Genomic DNA, 22,578 nt, shown 5'->3' with positions numbered 1-22,578 from the left:
GGACTGAACCAATTGCCCCGATCACCGGTCCTACAGCGGGGGACGAACGTCGAACGCTGGGGAGGGTTTCGGATGCCCGGAGGGAAAGGGCGCCGGGGGGAGAGCGGCCGGAGCAGGCTGCTCACGTTGGCTGTCGTCCCCGTCGTACTCGCGGCCGCCGCCGTCGCCGGCCTCCGCTGGAACGACGCACGCGGGCCCGCGCCCGCCGCGTTCACCGTGGCCCGCGCCGCCGCGACCGACAGCGGTACGGGGAGCGCCTACCGGGTGGAGGTGGAGGACGGCTCCGGGCTCGACGCGGACCAGGCCGCCGCCGTCGTCGCGCGCATCCTGGCCGCGCCCCGGGGCTGGTCGCACCACGGCGAGCACCGGTTCCGCCAGGTGGCGAAGGGCCCGGCGGGGCTGGTCATACGGATCGCGACCCCGGAGACCACCGACCGCGTCTGCGGCGCGAGCGGGCTCGACACGCACGGCGAGGTGAACTGCCGCGTCGGTACGGTCGTGATGGTCAACCTGAAGCGCTGGCAGACGGGTTCGCCCGAGTTCGACGGGCCGCTGGGCGAGTACCGGGCCCTGATCGTCAACCACGAGGTCGGGCACTGGCTGGGCCACGGCCACGAGACCTGCCCCGGCAAGGGGCGCCCGGCGCCCGCGATGATGCAGCAGATCGACGGCCTGAAGGGCTGCGTGGCCAACGCCTGGCCGTACGACTCCGAGGGCCACTACCTGGGCGGCCCGCCGGTGCCGTAGGCCTACCGCCCCCGGTACACCAGCCGCCCGCCCGCGATCGTCGCCACGCAGCTCGCCGCACCCGCCGCGAGGAGCGCCGCCTCGTCCGGCGCGTCGAAGGCCGCGAGGTCCGCGCGGCCCCCGGCGGCGAGCGGTGCCGCCGTCGCGTCGGACACCGCGCCCGCCCCGGCCAGCGGGTCGAGCCGGGGCACGCCGTCGGTGGCGGCGGCCGGACCGGCGACCGTCAGCCCGGACCGCCGGATCGCCGTGAGCAGCGCGGCCGGTGTCCCCGGCGGGGCCGTCACGGCGGTCGTGCCGTGCCGGAGCATCCGGTGCAGCCCGCGCCGCACGCTGCCGGCGCGCCAGGTCTCCTCGGGGCCGAGCGCCCCGAGCGCCGCGCCGGTCAGGGGCTCGGTGCCCAGTGCGTCCGCCTCGCGCGGATCGGGGAAGTACCACTCCGCCAGGAGCCGGACCGCGTCCCGCTGCACCAGCCCCGGGGTGAGGACGCCCGGCCAGTGCCGGACCCGGGCGCCGGGGTGGGCGGCGGCCAGCTCCTCGTACGGCCCGAACGCCGCGACCGAGGCGTCCCGCACGGCCACCGCACCGCCGGGCACGGGTGCGCGGCCGCCGCCCGGCAGGAGCAGGGCGGCGGCGTGAAGGGTCAGCATGGAGGGGTCAGTTGGCGCTGAGGAGCTTGAGCTCGGGGTGCGCGGTGCCGCCCTCGATGGCGACGGACGAGATGTGCGAGACGACGCGCTCGTCGACCGGGTCGTTCGCCGGGTCGTCGTGCACGACGAGGTGCTCGTACGTCGTGGCGCGCTGGGCCGGGACCCGGTCCGCCTTGCGGATGAGGTCGATGATCTCCAGCCGGTTGGAGCGGTGCTTGGCACCGGCCGAGGAGACGACGTTCTCCTCCAGCATGATCGAGCCGAGGTCGTCGGCGCCGTAGTGCAGCGACAGCTGGCCGACCTCCTTGCCGGTGGTGAGCCAGGAGCCCTGGATGTGGGCGACGTTGTCCAGGAACAGCCGGGCGATGGCGATCATCCGCAGGTACTCGAAGAGCGTGGCCTGCGTCTGCCCCTTCAGCTTGTTGTTCTCCGGCTGGTACGTGTACGGGATGAAGGCCCGGAAGCCGCCGGTGCGGTCCTGCACGTCACGGATCATGCGCAGGTGCTCGATGCGCTCGGCGTTCGTCTCGCCCGTGCCCATCAGCATGGTCGAGGTGGACTCGACGCCCAGGCCGTGCGCGATCTCCATGATCTCCAGCCAGCGCTCGCCGGACTCCTTCAGCGGGGCGATGGCGGTGCGCGGCCGGGCCGGAAGCAGCTCGGCGCCCGCGCCCGCGAAGGAGTCGAGACCGGCCGCGTGGATCCGGCTGATGGCCTCCTCGGCGGAGACCTTCGAGATCCGGGCCATGTGCTCGATCTCGGAGGCGCCGAGCGAGTGGATCACCAGCTGCGGGAACGCCTTCTTGATGGCCGAGAAGTGCTCCTCGTAGTACTCCACGCCGTAGTCCGGGTGGTGCCCGCCCTGGAACATGATCTGCGTGCCGCCCAGTTCGACGGTCTCCGCGCAGCGGCGCAGGATGTCGTCCAGGTCCCGGGACCAGCCCTTGGCGGTGTCCTTGGGCGCGGCGTAGAACGCGCAGAACTTGCAGGCCGTGACGCACACGTTGGTGTAGTTGATGTTGCGCTCGATGATGTACGTCGCGATGTGCTCCGTACCGGCGTAACGGCGGCGGCGCACGGCGTCGGCCGCGGCGCCGAGGGCGTGCAGCGGCGCCGACCGGTAGAGGTCGAGCGCCTCCTCCGGGGTGATCCGGCCGCCTTCGGCGGCTCGGTCGAGGATGGGCTGGAGGTCGGCCTTCTCGGTCACCGGGCTGTCACCTTTCGGCGGTTTTTCAACGGATCTACGGACCGGTTCAGCGTACGCCAGGGGGGTCGGCGGTCAGCCGTCGGTCCGGGTGAGCGTGCCGTACGGCTGTCCCGCGCCCTTCTCGTCGGAGCGGAAGCGGAGGGTGCCGTCGGAGGCACGGGTGAAGTGGAGGTCGGCCGGTGTGGTGGTGCAGAGCCCGGCGGTACTGGGACGGTCCGGGTCGGCGCGCTCGCGCAGCCTCAGCTCGTCGTCGGTGGCGCTGGTGAGGGTGGCGACGCTGTAGCAGTTGATGTTGATGCCGATGGAGAGGGACGTGGTCAGGCGGACCACGTCCGTGCCCTTGCGGCCCTTGGTGAAGACCGCGGTGAGCGTGCCGTGCGGCTCGCCCGTGGTCTTCTCGGTGAGCGGGCCCCGCCAGGTGCCGACGAAGGCGTCGGGCAGTTCGGCGGCCCCGCCCGGGCTCGCGGTCGGGCTCGTCGTCGGGCTCGGGCTCCTCGTCGCCGAGCCGGTGGCCGAGTCCTTCGGCGGCGAGGGCTCGCCGGAGGTGGCGGGCGGCGCCTGCCCGACGCTGCCGGTGTCACCGCCCGTGCCCGGCATCAGGTCCAGCAGGAAGGCGCTGCCCACCGTCACCGCGGCCAGCGCCCCGGCCACCGCGAGCGCCAGGGTGCAGCTGACCTGCCGGCGTCCCGCCCGGTCGCCGCCCGCCGTCGCCCCCAGGGTCAGGCTCCGGCCCCCGGTCCGCTGCCCCGGCAGCCCGTCGGCCCCCGCGGTCGGAGGGTGCGTCGGGCCGACCGGCGGGCCGAAGACTCCGAGCGCGGCGCCGGGCGGGCCGTACGGGCCCCCGGCGGGTTCGCCCGCGCCCGTCCCCTGCCCGGCCGACGGACCCCCCGCCCCCAGCGACGGATTGCTGAACGGCACCGGCCCCGACTGCACCGGGGCCTCCTGCGGCTCCAGGTCCAGCAGCGCCACCGCCGCCCGGCTGACCTCGCGGACCAGCGGCCCGGGCAGCCAGCCCGCCGCGACGGCCGCCGCCGCGCCGCCGGGCAGCAGCCTGCGGGCCAGCTCGTCCGGGGTCGGCCGCCGTTCCGGGTTCTTGGCCAGGCAGGCGGCGATGGTCTCGCGGAGGCCGCCCTCCAGATCGCCCAGCTCCGGTTCCTCGTGGACGACCTTGTAGAGCAGGACGGCCGAGGAGTCGCCGAGGAACGGCGCGGATCCGGTCGCCGCGTAGGCCAGGACGGCGCCCAGCGAGAAGACATCGGCCGCGCCGGAGATCTCCGTGCCCTGGATCTGCTCCGGCGCCATGTAGCCCGGCGAGCCGACAGAGACCCCGGTGGAGGTGAGGGAGGTGGTGGCGTCGATGGCCCGGGCGATGCCGAAGTCGATCAGCCGGGGGCCCTCCAGGGCGAGCAGGACGTTGGACGGCTTCACGTCCCGGTGGATCAGGCCCCGCTCGTGCACCGCGGCCAGCGCCTCGCCGAGCCCGGCGCCCAGCACCCGGACCGCGTGCTCGGGCAGCGGGCCGTGCTCGATGACGGCCGCGGAGAGCGGCGGACCCGCCACGTAGCCGGTGGCGATCCAGGGGACGGGCGCGTCCGGGTCGGCGTCCAGGACGGGCGCGGTCCACTGGGCGCCGATCCGCCGGGCCGCCTCCACCTCGCGCCGGAAGCGGGCGCGGAACTGCTCGTCGAGCGCGAAGTGCGGGTGGACGACCTTGACCGCGACGGTGCGGCCTCCGGCGCTGCGCCCGAGGTACACCCGGCCCATACCGCCTGCGCCGAGTCTGCCCAGCAGCCGGTAGGAGCCGATGCTGAGCGGTTCCCCGGCTTCCAGCGGCTGCATATTAAGGACTCCCCCTGTGAACCGGCCGGACCTCCGACCGAAGCCTAGTTCGTGTCCGCGAAGTCTCGTCCGGTCACGGGAGAAACCATCCGCCGATTTCGCCCCCAAGGGGGCGAACGACGTCATTCACCGCGATAAAAGGCGTGAATGCGCCGGTCGCCGCCGAGGGCCGATTGCGCAATCCACCATTCATCCCGTGTTCAACGAAATCGAAAATGCCATTCCCCGGCGGCGGGATGTTCTCATCCGCCGAGGAGCTCCACCTTCACGTCCGCCGGGAAGCCCGCCGCCTCGCCGGTGCGGCGGGCGAATTCCTCGACGCCCGCCAGCTGGGCCGGGCCGAAGCGGAAGTCGAGCGTCGTGAAGTAGCGCTCCAGGACCTCCGCGTCGAACGCCTCCCAGCGCGCGGCCTGCTCGGCGACCTTGGTGACCTCCTCCAGGGACAGGTCGCGGGAGGCGAGGAACGCCTCGTGGACCTGCTTGACCGCGGTGGGCTCGGCCGCCAGGTAGTCCTTGCGCGCGGCCCAGACGGCGAAGACGAACGGCAGGCCCGTCCACTCCTTCCACATGGCGCCCAGGTCGTGGACCTGGAGCCCGAGGCGGGGCGCGTCGTGCAGATTGGCGCGGAGGGCCGCGTCACCGATGAGGACGGCGGCGTCCGCCTCCTGCATCATCAGGCCCAGGTCCGGCGGGCAGGTGTAGTAGTCGGGGGTGACCCCGTACCGCTCGGCGAGCAGCAGCCGCGCCAGCCGTACGGAGGTGCGGGAGGTCGAGCCGAGGGCGACGCGGGCCCGGTCCAGGTCCTCCAGGGGCCGCTGCGAGACGATCACGCACGACATGACGGGGCCGTCGCAGCCGACCGCGATGTCGGGGAAGGCGACCAGGTCGTCCGCGTTGCGCAGGAACTCGACCAGGGTGACCGGAGCGATGTCCAGCTCGCCCCTGACCAGTTGCTCGCTGAGCTTCTCCGGGGTGTCCTTCGACAGCTCCAGGTCGAGCAGGGTTCCGGTGCGTGCCAGCCCCCAGTAGAGGGGAAGGCAGTTGAGGAACTGGATGTGGCCGACGCGCGGCCGGGGGCGACGGTCGTCGCCCGCGACGTTTGAAACGGTTGAATTGTCCACATCGCGAGGCTAGACCCGCACCTTCCCGGCCGCCCCACCGGGGGCGGCGGCACACGGGAAGGCCCTCTCGGATGGCTCATCCGGACGGCTATCAAACATCCGGGTGAAGTGATCTTTCCCTCTACCCCTACGGACACGCTGCGTGCTAGGCTCGACGGCAAGTTGCAGTTTGGTTTCCCTTGCAGTACAGAGCCTGCGGAGCATGTAACCCCGCAGGCTTTTGTAGTTTTCAGACTTCATTGCAGGTTCTGGAGCAGGGCAACCCTTTGGCCCAAGGAGGGCTTATGGCTACCGGAACCGTCAAGTGGTTCAACGCTGAAAAGGGCTTCGGCTTCATCGCCCAGGACGGCGGCGGCCCGGATGTCTTCGTCCACTACTCCGCGATCAACGCGTCCGGGTTCCGCTCCCTCGAGGAGAACCAGGTCGTGAACTTCGACGTCACTCAGGGCCCCAAGGGTCCGCAGGCTGAGAACGTCACCCCGGCCTAGTTGCCCGGGTCGGCCGATCGCGGCCGGTAAGAGCAGTACCCAAGGAGCCCCGCTCCTCCGCATCGGTGGAGGAGCGGGGCTCCTGCCCGTGTGCGCCCTGCCCCGAATCGTTGTCGAGGGCTTGTGCAGAGAGTCATCCGTTACTGACGGGCCGACCCTTCACAAGGCAGACTGTTGACGGCGATATCAACGGTATGGAGCAATCCGGACGGTCTATGACCGATCCGGACACAGTGACCGTGCCGGGCCGTGCGCAGGCAGGACAGGAGGCAGCAATGGGCCGTGACGTCGGGCCACGGGTACGCGTTCCGCAGCAGCGGACCCCCGAGCGGGGCCCGGAGGACGAGGCCGCGCTGCACTTCTCCGTACTCGGCCCGGTCCGGGCCCACCGGGGCGGCGAGACGCTGCCGTCCGGATCACCCCAGCAGCGCGCGCTGCTGACCGCGCTGCTGCTGCGCGGCGGGCACACGGCGACGGCCGCCGAGCTCATCGACGCCATCTGGGGCGACGAGCCGCCCTCGCAGGCGCTGGCCGCCGTACGCACCTACGCCTCCCGGCTGCGCAAGATCCTCGGCACCGGAACGCTGGCCAGCGACTCCGGCGGCTACGCGATACGCACCGGCGCCGACGCACTGGACCTGACCGTGGCTCAGGAGCTGGCGGCCGGGGCCGAGAAGGCGCGGGCGGGCGGCGACCGGGACGCGGCGCGGTCCCTGCTGAACAAGGCGCTCGGCCTCTGGGACGGCGAGGCGCTGGCCTCCGTGCCCGGCCCCTACGCGGAGTACCAGCGCACCCGTCTGGAGGAGTGGCGGCTCCAGCTCACCGAGACCCGGCTCGATCTGGACCTGGAGGCCGGCTGCCACGCGGAGGCGGTCTCCGAACTGACCGCGCTCACCGCCGCGCACCCCTTGCGGGAGCGGTTGCGCGAGCTGCTGATGGTGGCCCTGTACCGCAGCGGCCGGCAGGCGGAGGCGCTGGCCGTCTACGCGGACACCCGGCGGCTGCTCGCCGAGGAGCTGGGGGTCGATCCGCGCGCGGAGCTGGGCCGGCTCCAGCAGCGCATCCTGCGCGCCGACGAGGAGCTGGCCCGCCCGGCGGATGCCCCGGCCCCGGCCGCGGCACCGGTCCGCCCGGCCCAGCTGCCCGCGACCGTCCCGGACTTCACGGGGCGGGACGCGTTCGTACGCGAGCTGGGCGACCGGCTCGGCACGGCGGAGGGGTCCGTGATGGCCGTCTCCGCGCTGGCCGGCATCGGGGGCGTCGGCAAGACGACGCTCGCCGTCCACGTCGCCCACCAGGCCCGCAGACACTTCCCGGACGGGCAGCTGTACGTCGACCTCCAGGGCGCCGGGGCCCGGGCGGCCGAGCCGGAGACCGTGCTCGGCGCGTTCCTGCGGGCGCTCGGCACCGCGGACTCGGCCATTCCGGAAACGCTGGACGAGCGGGCCGCGCTGTACCGCTCCACGCTCGACGGCCGCCGGGTCCTGGTCCTCCTGGACAACGCCCACGACGCCGCCCAGATCCGCCCGTTGCTCCCCGGCACGGAGGGGTGCGCGGCGCTCGTGACGAGCCGGGTGCGGATGGTCGACCTGGCGGGGGCGCACCTGGTCGACCTGGACGTGATGTCCCCGGAGGAGGCGCTTCAGCTCTTCACCCGGATCGTCGGCCCGGAGCGGATCAGCTCGGAGCGGGAGGCAGCGCTCGACGTGGTCGCCGCGTGCGGCTTCCTCCCGCTGGCGATCCGGATCGCCGCCTCCCGGCTGGCCTCCCGCCGCACCTGGACGGTCTCGGTGCTGGCCGCCAAGCTGGCCGACGAGCGCCGCCGCCTGGACGAGCTCCAGGCGGGCGACCTCGCGGTGAAGGCCACCTTCGAACTCGGCTACGGCCAGCTGGAACCGGCCCAGGCCCGCGCCTTCCGGCTGCTCGGCCTCGCAGACGGCCCGGACATCTCCCTGGCCGCCGCGGCCGCCCTCCTTGACCTGCACCCGCACGTGGCGGAGGACCTCCTGGAGGCCCTGGTCGACACGTCCCTGGTCGAGTCGGCGGCCCCGGGCCGCTACCGCTACCACGACCTGGTCCGTCTGTACGCGCGCTCCTGCGCGGAGCGGGACGAGCAGGAGCCCGGGGAGCGGGAGGCGGCGCTGTCGCGGCTGCTGGACTTCTACCTGGCGACGGCCGCGGGGGTCTACGCTCTGGAGCGGCCGGGTGAGCGGGTCCTCGACCACTTCGAGCCCACCAGCTGCCCCGGCCTGGCGTTCAGCGCGCCGACGGAAGCTCTGGACTGGCTTTTCAGTGAGTCCAGCGGGGTCCTCGCGTGTGCCCGGCAGTCCGCGACGAAGGACACGGTCGGCAAGGCCGCCGACCTTCTGATGGCCGCCGTCGACCTGGGCGAATCAGGTGCGAACTCGCGCCAGTTCACCCAGGCCGCGACCGCGGTGTCCGAGGCGGCCCGGGCGGCCGGTGCCGTCAGGGCGGAGGCACGGGCGCGCACGATGCTGACGCATGTGCACAGCATTTCCGGCCGCTTCGCCGACGCCCGGAGCGACGCTCTGCGGGCCCTGGAACTGGGTCTGGCCGCCGGAGACCCCGTCTCGTCGAGCCAGGCACCCAACCAGCTCGGCATCATCGCCCTGTACGAGAACCGGCACACCGACGCGGAGGCGCACTTCACCCAGGCCCTGGACGCCTTCCGGGCGGACGGCAACAAGTCGGGCGAGGCGTCCGCCCTGTGCAACATGTCCAGGGTGCACCTGGCCACGGACCGCAAGACGAGCGCGGTGAGCCTGGCCCAGCAGGGCATCGCCCTCTACGAGGCGGACGGCAGGGAGCAGGCCCTCCGGCTGGCCAACGGGAAGTACGCGCTCGGCCTGGCGTTCACCGGCGCGGGTCAGACGTCCGAGGCGCGCCACGTACTCACCGAGGCGCTGGCCGTGTTCCGCGAGAGCCGGCAGCGCTTCTGGCACGGCATGACCCTGTTCCGGCTGTCGGAGGTGGACCTGGCCGACGGCCGGCACGCCCAGGCCGCCGCGCTGGCCGAACAGGCGCTCGCCGTGCTGCACGGCATCGGCGGGGAGTGGCGGCGCGCCAACGTCCTCACGGTGCTGGGCCTCAGCCTCATGCCGCTGGGGCAGACCGACCGCGCGCAGGCGTGCTGGCGTGAGGCGCTGACCGTCTTCGAGGAACTCGGTTCGGCCGAGGCCGCGGACGTGCGTGTCCTGCTGGAGTCGCCGTCGGTGTTCTGATCCCTCCCGGCTCGTTCATCATTCGTTTATCGCGCCGGGCCACTCTCTCCTCATCGATCCGTCGCGTCGGGGGGCAGACGGATCGGCGGGTGGCCTCACCACTAAGGTGAACGGCCCCGGTGTGCCCGTCCGGCGATCCACGGGGGAACCTCCGGACGGGCGCACCATCCACTGCATCCACGCTTCAGCTTTCAGGAGTTGACCTTCATGGCCGACAAGAACGGCATCCTCAAGCCGACCGACGCCCACGCTTCCGGCGAGGAGCTGACGACGCAGGACGCGCACGCCTCCAGCGAGCCCCTCAAGCCGACCGACGCCCACGCCTCGGGCGAGGAGATCACCACGCTCGACGCCCACGCCTCGGCGCCGAAGCCCAACTAGTCCAACCTGCACGGGGGAACGGCCGCGGCGGCGCGGAGGGGAAGCCGCCGCGGCCGTCGCGTTCGCGCGCTCAGTAGCTCAGCTCGGCCGTGACCGTGCACTTCTTCACGCGGGACACCTTGCGCGGGCTGTCCATCCGGACGGACACGGTCTTCGTGTCGCCGTAGTCCGCCTCCACGGTCGCCTCGCCCGTGTCGACCACGCTTCCCATCGCGTCCAGGAACGTCACGTCCACCTCGTAGGTGTGCGTGCCGGAGGCGACCGGGGTCAGGCGGACGGTGGACGCGGTGACCGCCTTGCGCTTGCCCTTCGCGGACTGGGCGCAGCGGAAGACGTACACCTGCGGCGCGTCCGAGGCGGTGGCCGTGGGGGTCGGGTCGGTGTACGTGGAGCCCGAGGTACCGCTCGACGAGCCGTAGTCGTCGTCGTAGTCGTTGTCCGAGTCCGTGTCGTGGTACGTGCCGTTGCTCTTCTTCGAGTTGGAGCACCCGCCACCGCCACCGCTGCTGTGGCTGCCGGACCGGCTCTTTCCGCTCTTCCCGCCGTGGCTGCCGCTCGAAAAGCCGGTGAGCGCGAGTACCACCGCCACCAGGACCACCGTCAGCTTGACGTGCTGCCGTCTCATCGAATCCGCCCCCGATTGTGTGCTGTTGTACGCCGCCGGCCCGGGTGGCCGGGCGACACGGAACCGTAGCGCACAGCATGGCGCGGACGACCCGGCGGTCCCGTCATGGCCCTGTCACGGTCTCGTCCCCGTCCGGTGGCCGCTGTCACACGGGCGGCGTAGCGTCGGAGCGAGAGCGCTCTGGAGGTACGGAGATGACCCGCAGCGTCCTCGGTGCGGTCCTCGCTCTCGCCGGAGCGGCGGCCGCCGTGCCGAGCCCCTTCCGTGACTGGTGCGACGGCCGCCTCGGGCGGCGTCGCCGTCGTGCCCGGGAGTCCGGTGCGCCGGACTCCGCCGCCCCCGACACGTGGCCCCCGACGTGGGAGCCGGGGCCTTCGGCCCAGACGAGCCCCTACCCGGAGCCGGAGGGGGACGACACGTACGTGGGGCCTGACGAACCAAGGCCGTCCGGCGACTGAGGACGGAACCGTCGCCCTGGTGGGCGGTGCGCGGACGGGGGCTCCGGGGCCGGACGCCCTACGCCCGGGCGCGGGCGCCCGTTCCGGTGCCCTTCAGCGCGTCCAGCGCGTACACGCAGCGGTCCTTGCTGCACGCGTACACCACGCCGCCCCGGACCACGGGCGAGCCCGTGATCTCGCCGCCGGTGGCGAGCTTCCAGCGGAGCTGGCCGCCCGCCGCGTCGAGGGTGTACAGGACGTGGTCCGCGGAGCCGAAGTGGACGCGGCCGTCCGCGACGACCGGGGCGCCCACCACCTCGCCGCCCGCCGCGAACCGCCACTTCGGGGTGCCGGTGACCGCGTCGAGGGTGTAGAGCGCGCTGCCGCTGCCCACGTGGACGTTGCCCGCGACGACGAGCACCGGCTCCGCCGACTGCCGGGCCTCCGTGGCGATGCGCCAGCGGTCCTTGCCCGTCGCGGCGTCCAGGGCGTACACCGTGCCGAGGTAGTCCGCGAGGTAGACCCCGCCGCCGGTGACGGCCGGGCCGGGGGCGAAGGCGGGTGCGGACAGGAAGACCGCCGGGCACTCGAAGTGCCAGCGGACGTGTCCGGCCGCGATGTCCACCGCGAGCACCCGCGTCCCGGCGGCGACATACACGTAACCGTCCGGCGCGGGCGTCACCCGGACCGGCACACCGCCGCAGGAGGCCGCGTCGCCGATGGGGTACGACCAGCGCTCGGCGCCGGTCCGGGCGTCGAGGGCCTTGAGGCGGGCGTCCTGCCAGACGTACACCGTGCCGTCGTGGATGACCGGCCCGCCCTCCGGCGTCTCGAAGTCCGTCTGCGCGCCGCTCAGGTCCCACAGCTTCTCGCCGGTCGCCGCCTCCCACGCCTGGATGCCGCCGCCCCGGGTGGCCGTGACGACCGTGCCCCGGTCGGCCTTGAGCGCGTACACCCAGGCGTCGGCGCCCACCCGCCACCGCTCGGCGCCGCTGGTGGCGTCCAGGGCGTAGAGGGAGGGGCCGTCCGACGCGTGGATGCGGCCGCCGTCGACGGCCATCGCCCAGGCGACGTCCCGGGTCTTGAACTGGCGCCGCCCGTTGCCGGTGTCCAGCGCGTGGACCTCGAAGGACGTGACGTACAGCAGGTCGCCGACGACGACCGGCGTGCCCCACACGTCGTTGGACATGCGGAACCGCCAGGGCCGCCACCGGGCGGGCCCGGACTGCGCGGTTTCGGGCGCCTGCGCCGGAGGGGGTACGGGGACGGGCGGGGGCGTGCCGTTGACCCCGGCGGGCGGGCGGACCCAGCCGGTCGCGGGGCCCGCGTCGGCGCCGGAGGCCGAGGCGCGGACGTCCTGGACCCGGGGCCCGGGCCCGATCGGCACCTGGACCCCGGTCAGCCGCACCGGCCCCCCGGCGTCGGGCACCGACGGGGTGACGGGCGGGGCGGGCGGGGCGGGCGGCGCGGGCGGGACGGCCGGGGCGGCCGGGGCGGCCGGCGTACGGCCACCGCCCCGCCGCCGCTCGATCAGCGCGGTCGCGGCGGCCGGCAGCCACGCGGAAGCCGTACCGCCGTCGTCGTCACCGCCGCCGGAGGCGAAGAGGTGCGGGGCGAGCTGGGCCTGAAGGTCGGCCGGGGTGGGCCGCAGAGCCGGGTCGGTCTGCATGCACGAGTCGATCAGCGGCCGCAGATCGTCCGGCAGGCCCGACAGGTCGGGGCTCTCGCGCAGCAGCATGAACACCGTCTCGACCGGGTTGGCCCCCCGGTACGGCGCGTGCCCGGTCGCGGCGAAGACCAGCGTCGAGCCGAGCGAGAAGATGTCGCTGGCCCCCGTCACGCTCCGCGAGTCCCGGGCCTGCTCCGGTGACATGTACGCGGGAGTGCCGACGGCCACGTTGGTCATGGTGAGCCGGGTGTTGGAGACCCCGGACGCGATGCCGAAGTCGATGACCCGGGGGCCGTCCTCCACGACGAGCACGTTCGACGGCTTCATGTCGCGGTGGACGAGCTGTGCCCCGTGGATGGACTGCAGGGCTTCCGCGATGCCCGCCGCCAGCCAGCGCACGGCCTGGGTCGGCATGGGCCCGCACTCGTTCACGATCTCTTCGAGCGAGGGGGCGGGCACGTACGCGGTGGCGAGCCAGGGCACGGCGGCACGCGGGTCGGCGTCCACGACGGCGGCCGTGTAGAAGCCGCTGACGGCGCGCGCGGCCTCCACCTCGCGCGTGAAGCGCACCCGGAACAGCTGGTCCTCGGCCAGTTCCGTACGGACGGTCTTGATCGCCACCCGGCGGCCCGACGCGGACCGGGCCAGATAGACCAGCCCCATGCCGCCGGCCCCGAGTCGTCCCAGCACCTCGAAGGGGCCGATCCGCCTCGGGTCGTGCTGCGTCAGCTGCTCCACTACTTGCCACCTCCCCGTACGGGCCTCTGTTCCCTGAGGCCCGCGAAAATCCCGCCGTGTGCAGCGTCTCATCCGTGGACGCGGCCCGGCGGTGCGCACCCCGATTGTTGCTGGCCGGGCTCCCGGTTGCGAACCCGGGGGCGGATCGGGGTGTCCTGTGCCACTCCGCCCGTATCAGGACACAGGCTCCTGAAGTACGGCGAACTCGGCGCCCTGGTCGTCCTGGAGGACCGCCATCCGCCCGTACGGGATGTCCAGCGGGGGTTCGGTGACCCGGCCGCCGAGCCGTTGCACGGTACGGGCGGTGTCGTCGCAGTCCGCGACGTTGAAGTAGTTCAGGAAGTGGCTGGGCAGCTCGACGGGGAACGCGGCCGTGATGACGCTCCGCCCGCCGACCGCCGTATCGGGCCCCGGTTCGGTGCCGGGCGGGGACCACGTGCGGAAGTCCACGCGGTGCTCGTCGGTGTCGGGGACGTCCAGGGGCGAGTCGTCCACGTCCGCGCAGCGGAAGCCGAAGACCTCCTCGTAGAAGGGGTCGACGCGGTCCTTGGCCCGGGTGTGGACCTCGGTCCAGCAGAAGGATCCGGGTTCATTCTGCTTCTGGAAGCCCTCGCGGTCGCCGGCCTGCCAGAGGCCGAAGACCGCGCCGCCCGGGTCGGCGGCCTGGGCGAGGACGCCGTGGCGCCCGGCCGGGACGGGCTCGGTGATCACCTGGCCGCCGGCCGCGCGGACGCGGGTGACCGACGCCTCGATGTCGTCGGTGGCGAAGTAGACGCCCCAGGCGGTCGGCATGCGGCCGTCCTTCTTCGCGGCCAGCGCGGCGACGAGCTTCCCGTCGCTGAGGGCGTCGGCGCGAGGGCCTTCGGCCGGGCGGAAGGTCCAGCCGAACAGCTCGCCGTAGAAGCGCTTGCCCGCCTCCAGGTCGGGGAGCTGCACATCCACCCAGCACGGTGCGGACTGCGCGAACGCGGCCATGGGCCCGGATACTTCCGTCGTCGGGGTGACGCCCGTCACAGTCACGGTAGCTTTACGGTGCGTGCGGCGCGCCCCGGAACCCCTGCGGCGAACACGAGTTCGAAAGTTATCCACCGAAGTTATCCACAGGCTGTTAATAACATCGTTCGGGCTGTGGGCGACGAGGACCGGGCCGGGCCGGAAAAGGGGGCCGCACGGGGGCCGTTCCCCATTTGCTTCGGCCGAATCGCGCTCCGATCACCCGTCGGTAAGCTGACGGCATGACAGGACAAGTACGCACCGTCGACGGCCGCGTGGCCGGTCGACGCGGCCAGGCGACGCGGCAGAAGCTGCTCGACTGCCTCAGCGAGATGCTCAGCTCCTCGCCGTACCGGGACGTCAAAGTCATCGACGTCGCCCGGAAGGCGGGGACTTCACCAGCGACCTTCTACCAGTACTTCCCCGACGTCGAGGGCGCCGTCCTCGAACTCGCCGAGGACGTCGCCAGGGAGGGGGCCGGGCTGACCGAACTGGTCGCCGGACGCTCCTGGGTCGGCAAGGCGGGCTGGCAGACCTCCGAACAACTCGTGGAGGGCTTCCTCGACTTCTGGCGGCGCAACGACGCGATCCTGCGGGTGATCGACCTCGGCGCGGCGGAGGGCGACAAGCGGTTCAACAAGATCCGCATGAAGGTCCTGAACTCCGTGACGGGCTCCCTGACGGAATCCGTGAAGGAGCTCCAGGCGAAGGGCAAGGTCGACAAGGACATCAGCGCCGCCGCGATGGCGGGCTCCCTGGTCGTCATGCTGGCCGGTGTCGCCTCGCACCAGAAGGGCTTCACCGCCTGGGGCGTCAAGCAGGCCGAACTCAAGCCGAATCTGGCGCAGTTGGTGCACCTCGGCATCACGGGCAAGAAGCCGGCGAAGTAACGATCCCCGCTGGGTCGACGCGCGGCGATCCCGCGACCCCAGGTCCTGTCTCACCGACGGCGGACCACACCTGTGGTCCGCCGTCGGCGTATCCGGACGGAGTCACACGGGGACAACCGTCAGCACCCCGTCGAGCCCCTTGGAATCGTCGCCCGCCCTGCGGCAACCCTGGCCATCGCCACGCCCTGCCGCAGCTCAGCCATGGTCAGGCGTCTTGCGCCCCACCGCCCTGATCGCCCCCACCGGGCAGGCGCGTACCGCCTCCGCGACCATCGGGCCCGGCTCCGCCTCCGGCAGGAGTTCGCTGAGGCCGTCCTCGTCCTGGGTGAAGACCTTCGGGGCCGCCAGGGCGCACTGGCCCGCGCCGATGCACACGTCCTTGTCGATGTCGATCCGCACGGGGCTCTCCTCCGTCACCACGTCACCGGCAGTTCCAGCAGGCCCTGCACCGTGTCGCCCGGTTTGAACGGGACCTCCTCCGGGGGCACCGCGAGCCGGAGACCCGGCAGGCGGCGGAAGAGCGCGGGCAGGGCGATCTCCAGTTCGGCGCGGGCCAGGTTCTGGCCCAGGCACTGGTGGATGCCGAAGCCGAAGGCGACGTGGCCCCGCGCCCCGCGCCCGAGGTCCAGCTCGTCCGGCGTCTCGAAGACCGACGCGTCCCGGTTGATCACCGCGGTGGACAGGAGCACACCGTCCCCCGCCCGCAGCGTCTCCCCGCCGATCTCGATGTCCTCCACCGCCACCCGGGACAGCCCGTCCGCGATGGACAGGAACCTCAGCAGCTCCTCCACGGCGGCCGGCACCGCCTCCGCCCCGCCCCCGGTCAGCCGGGCCAGCTGGTCCGGGTGCCGGAGCAGCGTGAACGTGCCGAGCGAGATCATGTTCGCGGTCGTCTCGTGTCCGGCCACGAGCAGGATCTCCGCCAGCCGCACCAGGGCGTCCCGCTCCACCGCCCCGGTCTCCAGCTGCTTGGCGATCAGCTCGTCCAGCAGCCCGTCGCCCGGCTCGCGCCGCTTCCGGGCGATCAGCTCGCCGAAGTACGCGTCCAGGTCCGCCCGGGCCGCGACGACGTCCTCCGGCCCGGGCCCCCGCAGCAGCTTGCGCGAGCGGTCCTCGAAGAACTCGTGGTCGTCGTACGGCACCCCGAGCAGTGCGCAGATCACCATGGACGGCACGGGCAGCGCGAAGGCACCCACCAGCTCGGCCGGGGGCCCCTGCGCCACCATGGCGTCGAGCAACCGGTCCACGGTCTCCTGGATGCGCGGCCGCAGCGCCGCCGCCCGCCGGACCGTGAAGCTCGGGATCAGCATCCGGCGCTGCGCGTTGTGCTCCGGGTCGTCCACCCCGATCAGTTCGACGCGCCGCTGCTGGACCGCGGCGAGCCTCGGCGCGAAGAGCGGGAAGTCCGGGCGCGAGCGGTCGGACGACAGCCGGGGGTCGGTCAGGAGCGCCCGCGCCTCCGCGTGCCCGGTCACCAGCCAGACCGTACGGCCGTCGAAGAGGCGGACCCGGGACACCGAGCGCTGGCCGCGGCTCTCGCTCGGGTAGCCGGTGGGCGGGTGGTAGGGACAGGAGCGGTCCTGCGGAAAGGCGACGGGCTCGGACTGGGTCTCTGTCATGCGGACCTCGCAGCGAGGGGGGTGGGTCCTGCTTACCGATCACCCTCACTAGATGCCTCAGGCATCTACTTGGCCTAGGTGATGTTCGGCCATCCCCGCCGAACGGAGCAACGGCATCCACTTTCGGCCGTCGAGGAGCACCATGGAGACAGGCGAGGAGTGGAGGTCGACCATGGCCGGAACCCGTAGCCGGTACGCCACCGATCGTGGCCTGACGACGCGCATGGTCACGACCATGTTCCTGATCGGGCTGCTCTACGTGGTGCTGGTCGGCGTACTCCTGGCGGTGCTGCGCGGGGCCTGGCCGGTCATCCTGGTGATCACCGGGGGCATGTTCGTCGCCCAGTTCTGGTTCAGCGACCGGATCGCGGCGTTCAGCATGGGCGCCCGGGAAGTCTCCCCCGCTGAGGCGCCGGAGCTGCACGGGGCGATCGACCGGATATGCGCCCTTGCCGATATGCCGAAACCGCGTGTGGCGATCGCGGAGAGCGATGTGCCGAACGCGTTCGCGACCGGACGCAGCCAGAAGTCGTCGCTGGTCTGCGCGACGACGGGGCTGCTCCGCAGACTGGAGCCGGAGGAGCTGGAGGGCGTCCTCGCGCACGAGATGTCGCACGTCGCGCACCGGGACGTGGCCGTGATGACGATCGCCTCGTTCCTCGGCGTCCTGGCCGGGATCATCACCCGGGTCGCGCTGTGGGGCGGCTTCGCCCGCAACAGCCGGAACAACGACCCGATCGGCATCCTCGTCCTGCTCATCCCGCTGGTCAGCGCGGTCGTCTACGCGCTGAGCTTCCTGCTCACCCGGCTGCTGTCGCGGTACCGGGAACTCACCGCCGACCGCACGGCCGCCCTGCTCACCGGCCGCCCCTCGGCCCTCGCCTCCGCCCTCACCAAGGTGAGCGGCCAGATGGCCCGGATTCCGACGGAGGACCTGCGGAAGGCGGAGCCGTACAACGCCTTCTACTTCGTCCCCGCCTTCGCCTCGAAGGAGAGCATCGGGCGGCTGCTCTCCACGCACCCGACGCTGGAACAGCGCCTCGACCAGCTGGCCCGCATCTCGGCCGACCTGTCCCGTCCGTGAGGGCCCGTCCGCGACGGCCCGTCCGCCCGTAAGGAGTCCCCGTGGGCCTGCTCGACACGATCCTGGGCCGCAGCAAGCCGGTCCGCCCCGATCTCGACCAGCTCTTCGCCGTCCCGTCGGCCGCGCTGACGCTCCAGGCCGCGACGGGCTTCACGCCGACGGGCCTGGGCTCGGTGTGCTTCGCCGGCGTGGAGGGCTCCGCCTTCGCCCGGGTCCGGCAGGACGTGCGCGAACTGCTCGACGCGGATACGGGGCGCGGCGGCATCCCGGTGGAGTTCAGCCGCGACGCGTACGGCTACACCTGGCTGCTCGCCCGTCAGCCGCCGGAGGACGCCGCAGCGCTGGTCAACGACCTGCACGCGGTGAACACCCTGCTCCAGGACGGCGGCTTCGGCCCCCAGCTGCTGTGCTCGCTGGTCGCGTTCCGGAACGCGGAGGGCCGCTCGCTGGCGCTGGTGTACCTGTACAAACGCGGCACGTTCTATCCGTTCGCACCGGTCCCGGGCGGCGCGGAGAAGCGCGACAACCAGCTGGAACTACAGGTCCGCGCGGCCCTGGGCGACGACCTGCGCGTGGAGCAGGACCTGTCCCGGTGGTTTCCGGTGTGGGGGGCGCCGGGGTTGTGAACTCGGGCCCCATAAAGATGGGTTGTGCACCGAACCCCCCTAAATGCGCCATGTCGGCGCTATGCTCGGCGGACTTTCGCGGCGCCGCGGAAGGTCTGGGGGTCACCTGTGTACAGCCTCACCATCGGCGCTCACGCCTACGGCACGCGCATCGAATCCCTATACCGGATGGTCGACGCCACCGGACTCGTCATCACCGTGCAGGGCCCCGGGGACCCCGGCGGTACGGCGGGGGCGGTCTTCGCGGCGGCTCCGCGCCTCGCGGACGATCACGCGGTCCAGGAGAACGGCATGATCGTGAGCACTCTGGCGCAATTCCGCGTGCTCTGGGGGGTCGTCGGACATCCCGGCGGCAGCCTGGCGATCCTCTCGCCCTTCTCGCTGTACGAGGCTCAGGACAGGCGCGACTGGATCCGCCATTTCGTGAGTGACGTGGTCGATCCCGTCAACGGGCTCGCCGGCCGGGGCTTCCGCGTGGGCGGGGGCGGCGACGGAACGGTGAGCGATTCCGCTTTCGCCGACGCATTCGCGCACGCGTACGTGTGAACAGCCCGTCCGGGCCGCAAGAAGGAATGACGGAATTACGGGACTTCTGAGGGGCGGACATGTCACGGACCTGGAAGATCACAGTCATCGTCCTGGCGGTGGCCGGAATCGTCTCGACGCCGTTGATCTGGCTGCTCGACAGCCCCGGCTCCGGGCAGCTCGCCGGAGCCTCGGTGCAGGGCGCCGCCGGGATCGCGGCGCTCGTCTGGGCGCTGTTCCAGAGCCCCGCCGGGCCGGCCGACGACGTCGCCGTACAGACCGGTGAGGCCGAGGCGGAGGACGGTGGCACCGCCCTGACCGGCGTCAAGCGCCCCCAGGGCCGGGGCAGCGGCTCGGCGGAGGCGCGGCGCACCGGCAGGGCGAAGGCCACCGGCGACGGCAGCCGGGCGGTCAGCGGTGTCGACTACGAGTGAACCGGGCCCGGCGGCCGGTCCGCAGCCCGAGGTCACCGCGGCCGGCACCGGTGCGGCGACCGCCGGGGGCGGCGGAGCGGCGGTGACCGGCTACTCGGGGCCGGTGCGGACGCCCGAGGGGCCGGCGGCCGGCGCCGTGAGCGTGTCCGGGACCGGGGACGCGACGGCCCTCGCCGGGGGCGTGGCCAACACCGGCTACATCCACGAGCTGAACGTCAACACGCTCACGATGGTCGTGAAACAGGGGCCCCGCGACCCGGCCCCCTGGCCGCACCAGGTCGGCCTGGTCCCCCCGCGCGCGCTCTCCTTCCAGCCCCGGCCCGAGCTGGACCGGCTGAAGGAGGCGGTCGCGGGCGGGGGCACCGCCGTGCTGTCCGGCATGGGCGGTGTGGGCAAGACCCAGCTCGCCGCCGACCACGCCCACACCGCCTGGCTGAACGGCCGCCTCGACGTGCTGGTGTGGATCTCGGCGGCCAGCCGTTCCGCCGTGGTGGCGGGATACGCACAGGCGGGCGTCGAGCTGTGCCGGGCGGACGCCGCCGATCCGGAGCAGGCGGCGCGGGCGTTCCTGGCATGGCTCCACCCCAAGGCGGGCGCCGCCCCGTGCCGGTGGCTCGTCGTCCTGGACGACGTGTCCGACCCGGCGGATCTCCGTGGCCTGTGGCCGCACGCGAGCCCGTACGGGCAGACCGTCGCCACCACCCGGCGCCGCGAGGCGGCCCTCGTGGGGCACGGCCGCCGCCGGATCGAGGTCGGCCTGTTCACGGAGGCGGACGCGGTCGCCCACCTCACCGCGTCCCTGGCGGCCCACGACCGCCACGAGCCCGCCGACGGGCTCGCCGCGCTGGCGTCCGACCTGGGGCACCTGCCCCTCGCGCTCTCCCAGGCGACCGCGTATCTGGTCGACGCGGACCTCGACTGCGCCGCCTACCGCCGCCTGCTCGCGGACCGGGCGCGGACGCTGACCCAGGTGATGCCCGGGGCGGGCGCGCTGCCCGACGACCAGGAGGTCGCCCTGTCCGCCGCCTGGTCGCTGTCCGTCGAACGCGCGGACCTGCTCGACCCCGTCGGGCTCGCCCGCCCCATGCTGCGGCTCGTCTCCCTGCTCGACCCCAACGGTGTGCCGGGCGACGTCCTCACCGGCCCGCACACGCTCGCCCACCTCGCGGGGGACCGCCCCGGAACCGTCGGCCCCGACGACGCGGTCCTCGCGCTCCGCGTCCTGCACCGGCTCAGCCTGCTCAACCACACCCCCGACACCGAGCGGCAGGCGGTGCGCGTCCACCAGCTGGTCCAGCGGGCCACCCGTGAGGCCGTCCCGCCGCACGAGTACGAGGAGTTGGCCCGTACCGCCGGTGACGCCCTGCTCGACGCCTGGCCCGAGGTGGAGCGCGACAGCGCCCGCGCCCAGATCCTCCGGGCCAACGCCGACGCCCTGTTCTCCCACGCCCCCGGCCCGCTCCGGTCGCCCGGGGTGCATCCGGTGCTCTTCCGGGCGGGCAGAAGCCTGGGCGAGTCCGGACAGCTCGACGCCGCGGAGGCGTACGGGCGCGGACTCCACGCCACCGCCGAACGCTTCCTGGGCCCTGACGACCCGGACACCCTCAGAGCCCGGCACTACCTGGCCTTCTGGCGGGGCGAGGCGGGGGACGCGGCCGGGGCCGCCGCCGCTTTCGCCGCGCTGCTGGAAGATGGGCTGCGCGCCCTCGGCCCCGACCACCCCGACACCCTCAACGCCCGGGCGAACCTGGCCTATCAGCGCGGTGAGGCGGGGGACGCGGCGGGCGCGGCGGATGCCTTCGCCGAACTGCTGGAGGACCGGCGGCGGGTCCTCGGCCCCGACCACCCGGACACCCTCGTCACGCGGGGGGACGCCGCCGGGTGGCGCGGGATGACGGGCGACGTCGAGGGGGCCGTCACCGGTTACGCGGAGCAGCTGGCGGACCGGCTGCGCGTCCTGGGCCCGGACCACTTCCACACCCTCAACACCCGGGGGAACCTGGCCTACTGGCGGGGCGAGGCGGGGGACGCCGCCGGGGCGCTGAGCGCGTACGAGGAACTGCTGGCGGACCGGCTGCGCGTCCTCGGGCCGGACCACCCGCACACCCTCACGAGCCGGCACAACGTCGCGCGGTGGCGCGGGGAGACGGGGGATCCCGCGCGGGCCGCCGCGGAGTTCGCCGCGCTGATGGAGGACCGGTTGCGGATTCTGGGCCCCGACCACCCCGGCACCTTCCTCACCCGGGCGAACCTGGCCCGCTGGCAGGGCGAGGCCGGAGACGCGGAGGGCGCCGTCCACGCGCTCACCGTCCTGCTCGCCGACGTACTGCGCGTCCTGGGGCCGGACCACCCGAGGACGCTCAAGGTCCGCTCCCTGCTCACGGAGTGGCAGAACCGTCCGGGCGCCGCCCGCTAGCCTGCGGCCCATGGTGATCACGTACGAGTGGCGCGGCGACTTCGAGAACGACGCCGTCGCCGCGCTCCACGCGGAGGCGTTCGGACACGCTCAGGGCGACGCCGACTGGCGGACGCGGCTGCACCGGCACAGCCTGGGCTGGGTCTGCGCCCGGCGGGCCGACCGGCTCGTGGGCTTCGTCAACGTCGCCTGGGACGGCGGCGTGCACGCGTTCGTCCTCGACACGGTGGTGACCCCCGGTCTGCGCAACACCGGCACCGGCACCGAACTCGTGGCGACCGCGGCACGCGGTGCCCGCGCGGCCGGCTGCGACTGGCTCCACGTCGACTTCGAGGAGCACCTGCGCCCCTTCTACTTCGACGCGTGCGGCTTCCGCCCGACGGATGCGGGGCTCATCGCCCTGGGGCCCGGGGCGCGGGCGTCCCGCTAAAGGGTGTTGCAGAAGGCTCGGTTCCGGGCATTTCCCTTGTATGGGTGGGGTGTTGCGGGCTGAGCCGGTGTGGGTCGAGACGTTCACAGGCTTGCGGATCGACCGGTTCGCGAAGCTCGTGAAAGTGGTGAAGGAGCGGGGCGGGAACGGTCCCGGTGGTGGCCGGCCGTGGTGCCTGCCTCTGGCAGACCGGGTCCTGCTGGTGGCCGTCTACTACCGCACCAACCTCACCATGCGGCAGCTCGCCCCGCTCTTCGGGATCTCCGCTGCCACCGTCTGCCGGGTCATCCACCGCCTGCGGCCGCTGCTGGCCCTGGAGCCGGCCCCGCGGCCGGTTGCTGACGTGGACCGGCTGTGGATCGTGGACGGAACCTTGATCCCGGTCCGCGACCGCAAGGTGGGCGCCTCGTCCCGCAACTA

Annotated in this window: 22 protein-coding genes; 13 read left to right on the top strand and 9 right to left on the bottom strand. The window is 73.1% G+C overall.

All coding sequences use genetic code 11. The features are described from left to right. The first annotated feature begins 126 nt into the window (after positions 1 to 126). Positions 127 to 747 carry a DUF3152 domain-containing protein gene (locus ACZ6C6_RS16700; protein WP_469203397.1) on the top strand — a complete coding sequence of 207 codons (621 nt, stop codon included), beginning with the start codon at positions 127 to 129 and terminating at the stop codon, positions 745 to 747. Between the two features lie 2 nt (positions 748 to 749). Here the strand turns inward: ACZ6C6_RS16700 and ACZ6C6_RS16695 are convergent, their stop codons facing one another. From ACZ6C6_RS16695 to ACZ6C6_RS16680, 4 genes are all read right to left on the bottom strand, one after another. Next, positions 750 to 1,394, bottom strand: a complete 645-nt coding sequence (locus tag ACZ6C6_RS16695) for an imidazolonepropionase-like domain-containing protein (RefSeq protein WP_469203395.1) — start codon at positions 1,392 to 1,394, stop codon at positions 750 to 752. A 7-nt stretch (positions 1,395 to 1,401) separates the two neighbouring features. Next, positions 1,402 to 2,601 (bottom strand): cyclic dehypoxanthinyl futalosine synthase, encoded by a 1,200-nt coding sequence (mqnC, locus tag ACZ6C6_RS16690; RefSeq protein WP_018101360.1) that lies wholly within the window; start codon positions 2,599 to 2,601, stop codon positions 1,402 to 1,404. Between the two features lie 72 nt (positions 2,602 to 2,673). Beyond that, positions 2,674 to 4,440 (bottom strand): serine/threonine-protein kinase, encoded by a 1,767-nt coding sequence (locus ACZ6C6_RS16685; RefSeq protein WP_469203393.1) that lies wholly within the window; start codon positions 4,438 to 4,440, stop codon positions 2,674 to 2,676. Between the two features lie 242 nt (positions 4,441 to 4,682). Beyond that, positions 4,683 to 5,561 (bottom strand): menaquinone biosynthetic enzyme MqnA/MqnD family protein, encoded by an 879-nt coding sequence (locus ACZ6C6_RS16680; RefSeq protein ID WP_469203392.1) that lies wholly within the window; start codon positions 5,559 to 5,561, stop codon positions 4,683 to 4,685. Positions 5,562 to 5,845: 284 nt separating this feature from the next. On the opposite strand from ACZ6C6_RS16680, the gene ACZ6C6_RS16675 reads away from it, so the two are divergent. The 3 genes from ACZ6C6_RS16675 (at position 5,846) to ACZ6C6_RS16665 (ending at position 9,672) form a co-directional block, all read left to right on the top strand. After that, the gene (locus ACZ6C6_RS16675) at positions 5,846 to 6,049 is read left to right on the top strand and encodes a cold-shock protein (protein ID WP_003967102.1); all 204 of its coding nucleotides are present in this window, start codon (positions 5,846 to 5,848) and stop codon (positions 6,047 to 6,049) included. Positions 6,050 to 6,324: 275 nt separating this feature from the next. Beyond that, on the top strand, positions 6,325 to 9,291 hold the full coding sequence (gene afsR, locus ACZ6C6_RS16670; RefSeq protein ID WP_469203389.1) for an SARP-family global regulator AfsR: 2,967 nt from the start codon (positions 6,325 to 6,327) through the stop codon (positions 9,289 to 9,291). Between the two features lie 207 nt (positions 9,292 to 9,498). Further along, a complete protein-coding gene (locus ACZ6C6_RS16665; RefSeq protein WP_469203387.1) occupies positions 9,499 to 9,672 on the top strand; it encodes a hypothetical protein in 174 nt (57 codons plus the stop codon). 70 nt (positions 9,673 to 9,742) lie between these two features. Here the strand turns inward: ACZ6C6_RS16665 and ACZ6C6_RS16660 are convergent, their stop codons facing one another. Continuing rightward, on the bottom strand, positions 9,743 to 10,297 hold the full coding sequence (locus ACZ6C6_RS16660) for a hypothetical protein (protein ID WP_469203385.1): 555 nt from the start codon (positions 10,295 to 10,297) through the stop codon (positions 9,743 to 9,745). A gap of 194 nt (positions 10,298 to 10,491) precedes the next feature. Here ACZ6C6_RS16660 and ACZ6C6_RS16655 point away from each other — a divergent pair, with 194 nt between their 5' ends. Continuing rightward, positions 10,492 to 10,755 (top strand): hypothetical protein, encoded by a 264-nt coding sequence (locus tag ACZ6C6_RS16655; RefSeq protein ID WP_469203383.1) that lies wholly within the window; start codon positions 10,492 to 10,494, stop codon positions 10,753 to 10,755. Positions 10,756 to 10,813: 58 nt separating this feature from the next. Here the strand turns inward: ACZ6C6_RS16655 and ACZ6C6_RS16650 are convergent, their stop codons facing one another. Then, entirely contained in the window at positions 10,814 to 13,141 is a 2,328-nt protein-coding gene (locus tag ACZ6C6_RS16650; protein ID WP_469203381.1) for an outer membrane protein assembly factor BamB family protein, read from the bottom strand. A gap of 174 nt (positions 13,142 to 13,315) precedes the next feature. Beyond that, positions 13,316 to 14,116, bottom strand: coding sequence for a VOC family protein (locus tag ACZ6C6_RS16645; RefSeq protein ID WP_469203380.1), 801 nt, complete (start codon positions 14,114 to 14,116; stop codon positions 13,316 to 13,318). 260 nt (positions 14,117 to 14,376) lie between these two features. Here ACZ6C6_RS16645 and ACZ6C6_RS16640 point away from each other — a divergent pair, with 260 nt between their 5' ends. Beyond that, positions 14,377 to 15,024 carry a TetR family transcriptional regulator gene (locus ACZ6C6_RS16640; RefSeq protein ID WP_328901663.1) on the top strand — a complete coding sequence of 216 codons (648 nt, stop codon included), beginning with the start codon at positions 14,377 to 14,379 and terminating at the stop codon, positions 15,022 to 15,024. Positions 15,025 to 15,219: 195 nt separating this feature from the next. On the opposite strand, the gene ACZ6C6_RS16635 is transcribed toward ACZ6C6_RS16640, so the two are convergent. Both ACZ6C6_RS16635 and ACZ6C6_RS16630 read right to left on the bottom strand, forming a co-directional pair. Continuing rightward, a complete protein-coding gene (locus tag ACZ6C6_RS16635; RefSeq protein ID WP_469203377.1) occupies positions 15,220 to 15,423 on the bottom strand; it encodes a ferredoxin in 204 nt (67 codons plus the stop codon). Positions 15,424 to 15,437: 14 nt separating this feature from the next. Continuing rightward, positions 15,438 to 16,643 (bottom strand): cytochrome P450, encoded by a 1,206-nt coding sequence (locus ACZ6C6_RS16630; RefSeq protein WP_469203375.1) that lies wholly within the window; start codon positions 16,641 to 16,643, stop codon positions 15,438 to 15,440. A gap of 172 nt (positions 16,644 to 16,815) precedes the next feature. Here ACZ6C6_RS16630 and htpX point away from each other — a divergent pair, with 172 nt between their 5' ends. From htpX to ACZ6C6_RS16595, 7 genes are all read left to right on the top strand, one after another. After that, on the top strand, positions 16,816 to 17,727 hold the full coding sequence (gene htpX, locus ACZ6C6_RS16625) for a zinc metalloprotease HtpX (protein WP_469203374.1): 912 nt from the start codon (positions 16,816 to 16,818) through the stop codon (positions 17,725 to 17,727). A gap of 41 nt (positions 17,728 to 17,768) precedes the next feature. Further along, on the top strand, positions 17,769 to 18,353 hold the full coding sequence (gene pspAB, locus ACZ6C6_RS16620; RefSeq protein WP_469203372.1) for a PspA-associated protein PspAB: 585 nt from the start codon (positions 17,769 to 17,771) through the stop codon (positions 18,351 to 18,353). Positions 18,354 to 18,461: 108 nt separating this feature from the next. Further along, positions 18,462 to 18,899: a hypothetical protein gene (locus ACZ6C6_RS16615; protein ID WP_469203370.1), complete on the top strand. Its 438-nt coding sequence runs from the start codon at positions 18,462 to 18,464 to the stop codon at positions 18,897 to 18,899. Positions 18,900 to 18,958: 59 nt separating this feature from the next. Next, positions 18,959 to 19,312, top strand: a complete 354-nt coding sequence (locus tag ACZ6C6_RS16610) for a hypothetical protein (RefSeq protein WP_469203368.1) — start codon at positions 18,959 to 18,961, stop codon at positions 19,310 to 19,312. Then, positions 19,296 to 21,728 (top strand): FxSxx-COOH system tetratricopeptide repeat protein, encoded by a 2,433-nt coding sequence (gene fxsT / locus ACZ6C6_RS16605; RefSeq protein ID WP_469203367.1) that lies wholly within the window; start codon positions 19,296 to 19,298, stop codon positions 21,726 to 21,728. Before ACZ6C6_RS16610 ends, fxsT begins: the two co-directional genes overlap by 17 nt. Positions 21,729 to 21,738: 10 nt before the next feature. Then, complete coding sequence (locus ACZ6C6_RS16600) at positions 21,739 to 22,158, top strand: GNAT family N-acetyltransferase (RefSeq protein WP_469203365.1); 420 nt, start codon at positions 21,739 to 21,741, stop codon at positions 22,156 to 22,158. 40 nt (positions 22,159 to 22,198) lie between these two features. Continuing rightward, positions 22,199 to 22,578 (top strand): helix-turn-helix domain-containing protein (locus tag ACZ6C6_RS16595; RefSeq protein ID WP_469203363.1); only part of this gene is annotated, 380 nt, incomplete at its 3' end.

Source organism: Streptomyces sp. NPDC041814, assembly GCF_055590565.1.
The sequence above is the reverse complement of the archived record's forward strand: the minus strand, read 5'-3'. Positions and strand labels throughout refer to the sequence as shown.